At 67.4% G+C, this 5,623-nt stretch carries 6 protein-coding genes and 1 pseudogene; 5 read left to right on the forward strand and 2 right to left on the reverse strand.

Going from position 1 to position 5,623, the window contains the following annotated elements:
* Window positions 1-1,019: uroporphyrinogen decarboxylase (hemE, locus tag I71_RS25065; protein WP_083897391.1), on the reverse strand; the 1,019-nt coding region annotated here is incomplete at its 3' end.
* Window positions 1,020-1,533: 514 nt separating this feature from the next.
* Between hemE and I71_RS25070 the strand changes: the two genes are divergently transcribed.
* From I71_RS25070 to dnaQ, 5 genes are read left to right on the forward strand one after another with little or no spacing between them, the layout of a single operon-like run.
* Entirely contained in the window at window positions 1,534-2,373 is an 840-nt protein-coding gene (locus I71_RS25070) for a pyruvate, water dikinase regulatory protein (RefSeq protein WP_042700132.1), read from the forward strand.
* Window positions 2,370-2,972 carry a nucleoside triphosphate pyrophosphatase gene (locus I71_RS25075; RefSeq protein WP_083897389.1) on the forward strand — a complete coding sequence of 201 codons (603 nt, stop codon included), beginning with the start codon at window positions 2,370-2,372 and terminating at the stop codon, window positions 2,970-2,972. The genes I71_RS25070 and I71_RS25075 overlap by 4 nt, the downstream gene beginning before the upstream one ends.
* The gene (locus I71_RS25080; RefSeq protein ID WP_083897390.1) at window positions 2,969-3,850 is read left to right on the forward strand and encodes a shikimate dehydrogenase; all 882 of its coding nucleotides are present in this window, start codon (window positions 2,969-2,971) and stop codon (window positions 3,848-3,850) included. The genes I71_RS25075 and I71_RS25080 overlap by 4 nt, the downstream gene beginning before the upstream one ends.
* 9 nt (window positions 3,851-3,859) lie before the next feature.
* Window positions 3,860-4,519: a dephospho-CoA kinase gene (gene coaE, locus I71_RS25085; protein WP_042700135.1), complete on the forward strand. Its 660-nt coding sequence runs from the start codon at window positions 3,860-3,862 to the stop codon at window positions 4,517-4,519.
* The gene (gene dnaQ, locus I71_RS25090; RefSeq protein WP_042700137.1) at window positions 4,512-5,195 is read left to right on the forward strand and encodes a DNA polymerase III subunit epsilon; all 684 of its coding nucleotides are present in this window, start codon (window positions 4,512-4,514) and stop codon (window positions 5,193-5,195) included. The genes coaE and dnaQ overlap by 8 nt, the downstream gene beginning before the upstream one ends.
* 35 nt (window positions 5,196-5,230) lie before the next feature.
* On the opposite strand, the pseudogene I71_RS25095 reads toward dnaQ, so the two are convergent.
* Window positions 5,231-5,623 (reverse strand): annotated as a pseudogene (locus I71_RS25095) (hypothetical protein); the annotation flags it as partial.

The raw sequence follows: 5,623 nt of genomic DNA on the forward strand, positions 1-5,623 counted from the left end.
TGCCCCGGCCACTCCCGCAGGATACGGGTCAATGTTTCCACATGTTCGGGCGGGGTCGATTGGATGACGGCATGGCCCAGGTTGAACACGAAGGGACCGCCGGCCAACGCCTCCAGGATGTCGTGGGTCGCGGTCTCCAGCGCCTTGCCGCCGGCCGCCAGCATGATCGGGTCGAGGTTTCCCTGCACCGGAAGCCGGGTCTGGAGGGTTTGTGCCGCCCAGGCCGGCGGAACGGTGGTGTCGAGCCCGACGGCATCGATACCGGATCCGGCGACATACTCCTCATAGGCGTGGCCGGCGCCGCGCGGGAAGCCGATGACCGGCGTGTTCGGGTGCTTCGCCTTGACCAGTGCGACGATCCGCCGCGTCGGCTCGATCACCCAACGGCGGAACTCGGCCACCGGCAACACGCCGGCCCAGCTGTCGAACAGCTGCACCGTCTCTGCCCCCGCATCGATCTGGTGGCAGAGATAGTCGGCGGTCACCTCGACGATCAGGTCGATCAGCTGGCCGAATCCCGACGGGTCGCCATAGGCCCAGCGCTTGACGTGAGCATACTCCTTGGAGCCCGCCCCTTCGACCATGTAGCAGGCGATGGTCCAGGGAGCCCCGGCAAAGCCGATCAGCGTCGTCTGCTCGGGGATCGCGGTGGAGAGCCGGCGCACCGTCTCGTACACCGGTGCCAGCGTCTCGTGGAAGCGGTCGCGCGACAGGCGCTTCAGGTCCTCGACGCTGCGGACCGGATCAAGCTTCGGCCCCTCCCCTTCCAGATAGGCCAGCGGCTGGCCCAGGGCATGCGGCACCACCAGGATGTCGGAGAACAGAATAGCCGCGTCCATGCCGTAGCGCCGCAGCGGCTGCAAGGTGACCTCGACGGCGAAGTCGGGATTGTAGCAGAGGTCGAGGAAGCTGCCGGCCTTGGCCCGCAGCTCGCGATACTCCGGCAGATAGCGCCCGGCCTGACGCATCAGCCAGAAGGGCGGGCGTGCCCGCACCTCTCCCGCCAGGGCGGCGAGCATCGGCTTCAGGGCAGGCGACGTGGCCTGATTCTGGACGTCGGAGCTGGTGGCGGACAAGACGGTGCGTTCCCCTGACATGCGAATCCGAAAAGCCCCCTACGATTCCGGCGCCGATTCCGCGCCAGAATCCGGGACGGGTTTATCCCCTCTTCTTCACTATATTTTTTAAAGGGAGAAAGGAAGAGGATGAGGTGGATGGCTGTGGATAACGGTGATCCCCGATTCTGGAGAATCTATCCACAGATCCGGGGGCTTGTGCGGCCATGTGTGCGGATCTGTGGACGATTCGGAGCACTACCGCCGGAAACGGCGGAAATGCTATAGCTGGACGAGCGGGAGTCCCGTGGATAACAGGGCGGACGGGGCCGGATCTTCCCATCTTCCGAAGCGGTCGGCGGAGTTGTTCCGCGCTTGGCCGTATCGGGGAGGAGGAGTCCCCCTGTCGGGACGAAATGAAGGCGGATCCGGTTGTCCACAGATCTGGGCCGGGTTCTCCACAGAATGTTGGGGACGGATGAAAGAGTTCCACCTACATCTCGTGTCCGATGCGACGGGCGAGACGATCAACAGCGTGGCGCGCGCCTGCGTCATCCAGTTCGACGACGTGCGGCCCATCGAGCATTTCTGGAATCTGGTGCGGACCGACCGCCAGCTCGACCTCGTGCTGGAGGGGATTCGGGACAACCACGGGCTGGTGATGTTCACGCTGGTCGACGAGACGCTGCGCCGCCGGCTCCAGGATTTCTGCCGTGAGATGCAGGTGCCTTGCATCCCCGTGCTCGATCCGCTGATCAACGCGCTCGCCGCTTTCCTCGGCGTGGAATCGCAGCGCCAGCCCGGCCGCCAGCATGTGCTGGACGCCGAATATTTCAGTCGCATCGATGCCGTCGATTTCGCCCTGTCTCATGACGACGGTCAGTCGAACTGGGACCTGCACGAGGCCGACGTGGTGCTGATCGGCGTGTCGCGCAGTTCCAAGACGCCGACTTGCATCTATCTGGCCAACCGCGGCATCAAGGCGGCCAATATCCCGCTGGTGCCCGGCAGCCCGCTGCCGGCGGAGCTGGACCTGCTGACCCGTCCGCTGATCGTCGGGCTGACCAAGGACCCCGACCGGCTGGTGCAGATCCGCCGCAACCGGCTGAAGTTGCTGAACCAGGGCGAGGGGTCCAGCTATGCCGATCCGGAAGTGGTGCGGTCGGAGGTTCAGGAGGCACGGCGCCTGTTCAGCCGGCGCGGCTGGCCGGTGATCGATGTCACCCGCCGCTCCATCGAAGAGACGGCGGCCGAGATCATGATGCTGCTTGCCCGTCGCCAGAGCGCCAATTTCAGCCCTGAAGGAAAGAAGACGTGAGCGCGCCGCGTCTGGTGTTGGCCTCCGGCTCGCGCACGCGGGCGATGATGCTGGAACGGGCTGGTGTGACCGCCATCCTCGACAAGCCGCTGGTCGACGAGGATGAGGTGAAGGCCGCCGGCCGGGCCGAGGGCGTCTCCGCCGACATCGTCGCCGAGGCCCTGGCCGAGCTGAAGGCCCAGCGTATCACCCGCCGCCACCCCGGCGCCCTGGTGGTCGGCGCCGACCAGATGCTGGACTGCGAGGGGCGCTGGTTCGACAAGCCTGCCGACCGCGCCGCGGCGCGCGCCCAGCTGCTCGATCTGCGCGGCAAGACCCACCGGCTGGTCAGCTGCGCCGTGGTGGTGCGCGACGGCGAGCGGATCTGGCATAAGGTCGACAGCGCCCGCCTGACCATGCGCAACTTCTCCGAAACCTTCCTCGACGAGTATCTCGACCGTGTTGGCGACGAGGTGCTGCAGTCGGTCGGCGCCTATCAGCTGGAAGGGCTGGGGGCGCAGCTGTTCCATCGGGTCGAGGGCGACTTCTTCACCATCCTCGGGCTGCCGCTTCTGCCGCTGCTCGGGTTTCTGCGTGTGCATGGGGTGGTCAAGGAATGACGGCGGTTCCCTTTAACAATGGCGGGGCTATCAGCGGTAAGGCGAAGATCGCCGGCGTGATGGGCTGGCCGATCGGCCATTCGCGGTCGCCCCGTCTGCATGGCTTCTGGCTGCGGCACTATGGGATCGACGGCGCCTATGTACCCTTGGCGGTGGCGCCGGAGCGCGCCGAACAGGCGATCCGCGCCCTGCCCGCGCTTGGCTTCCGCGGCAGCAACGTCACCGTTCCGTTGAAGGAGATCGCCTTCCGCTCCGTTGACCGGCTGGATGCGACTGCCCGCCGGATGGGTGCCGTCAACACCATCGTGGTGGCGGAGGATGGCGCGTTGGAAGGCGGCAACACCGACGGTTTCGGCTTCATCGAGAATTTGCGGGCCGAACAACCGGACTGGACGGCGGAACAGGGACCGGCTGTGGTGATCGGCGCCGGCGGGGCCGCCCGTGCCGTGGTGGTCGCCCTGCTCGACGCCGGTGCGCCGGAGGTCCGTCTGGTCAACCGCACCCGTGCCCGTGCCGAGGAGCTGGTGGCGGATCTGGCTGCCGTCGATCTGAAGGATGGCGTGACGGTGGTCGATTGGGTTTCACGTGAAACCGGTCTCGATGGGGCGTCCCTGCTGGTCAACACCACCACCCAGGGCATGGCGGGCCAGCCGGCGCTGGATCTGTCCTTGCGCGCCCTGCCCGCCTCGGCGGTCGTCAATGACATCGTCTATGTGCCGCTGGAAACTCCGCTGCTGGCCGAGGCCAGGGCGCGCGGCAACCCGGTGGCCGGCGGCATCGGCATGTTGCTGCATCAGGCGCGTCCGGGCTTCAAGGCCTGGTTCGGTGTCGAGCCGCAGGTGACGCCGGAACTGACCCGCTTCGTCCTGGAAGGCTGAGGCCGGGCCATGATCGTGCTGGGCCTGACCGGCTCCATCGGCATGGGCAAGAGCACCGCCGCCCGCATGTTGCAGGCGATGGGTGCTCCGGTCTGCGATTCCGATGCGGTGGTGCATGAATTGCTCGGCCGCGGCGGCCGGGCGGTGCCGGCGATCGACGCCACCTTCCCCGGAGTGGTGATCGACGGTGCGGTCAGCCGGCCGGCCCTGGGGGCGGCGGTGTTCCGCGATCCGAACGCGCTGAAGCGGCTGGAAGCGATCCTGCACCCGATGGTCCAGGCGGCGCAGCGCGACTTCCTTGCCCGTGCCGCCCGTCGCGGCGCCAGGATCGCCGTGCTGGACATCCCTCTGCTGTTCGAGACCCATGGCGAACGGCGGGTCGATGCGACCATCGTCGTCTCCGCCCCTTTCACCGTGCAGCGCGCCCGCGTGCTGGCCCGGCCGGGCATGACGGCGGAGAAGTTCGCCGGCATTCTCGCCCGCCAGATGCCGGATGCGGAGAAACGCCGGCGAGCCGATTATGTCGTGCCGACGGGGGCCGGTCGGCTGGTGACGCGGCGGACGCTTCAGGGCATTGTGCGGGCGATCAGACAACATCGGACGGTACGGCGGCCGGGCAGGCAATGGCCGCCGCGCGGTTATCAACCAGGGCAGATCCATCATGCGTGAAATCGTTCTCGACACCGAAACCACGGGCTTCAAGCCGGAGGAGGGTCACCGGCTGGTCGAGATCGGCTGCATCGAGCTGGTCAACCACCTCGCTACCGGCGAACGCTTCCACGTCTACCTCAACCCCGAACGCGACATGCCGCCGGAGGCCTTCGCCGTCCACGGGCTGAGCGCCGAGTTCCTGGCCGACAAGCCGCTGTTCAACGACGTCGCCGCCGACTTCGTCGCCTTCATCGGCGACTCGCCGCTGGTGATCCACAATGCCGCCTTCGACATGCACTTCCTGAACTGGGAGCTGAAGATCGCCGGCTATCCGGTGATGCCGAAGGATCGCGCCATCGACACGCTGCTGATGGCCCGGCAGAAGTTCCCCGGCTCGCCCGCCACTCTGGACGCATTGTGCAAGCGCTTCGGTGTCGACAACTCCAACCGCACCCTGCACGGCGCGCTGCTCGACGCCCAGCTGCTGGCGGAAGTTTATCTGGAGCTGCTCGGCGGCCGGCAGACCGGCTTGTCCTTCGCCGGTGGCCCGGCGGCGAAGAGCGGTCCCAGCGGCCCGGTCCGCATCGACCGCCCCTTCCGCGAAGCCCGCGTCTTCGCCGTCAGCGACGACGAGGCGGCGGCGCATGCGGAGATGCTGAAGAAGATCAAGAACCCGCTTTGGGCGGTGGAGTGAGGGAGCGGGGTTTTCCGCTCCCCCGATCCGCCCATTTACGGCACCAGCACCGTCGATCCCGTCGTCGCCCGCGATTCAAGCGCGCGGTGCGCGTCTGCGGTGTCCTTCAAGGCGAAGCGCTGGTTGACCAGCAGAACGTCGCAGACGCGCATGATCAGGCTGTCGATCCAGCCGCCACGGAAGCCGGCGATCAGACCCAGCGCCACGCCGGCCACCCCGCCGAGCAGCACCGACAGCAGCCCGACCGACAGCGAGATGCGGGCGCCCCACAGGATGCGGCTCAGGATGTCGCGGCCATAGGCGTCGGTGCCGGCCCAATGGTCCGCGGACGGCCCTTCCAGGATGCGGTCGTAATCGAAGGCCGCCGGGTCGAAGGGGGCGATCCAGGGGGCGGCGGCAGCGGCCAGCACCAGAGCCAGCAGACAGAC

It is taken from the genome of Azospirillum sp. B506 (assembly GCF_000333595.1).
Lineage (GTDB): Bacteria > Pseudomonadota > Alphaproteobacteria > Azospirillales > Azospirillaceae > Azospirillum.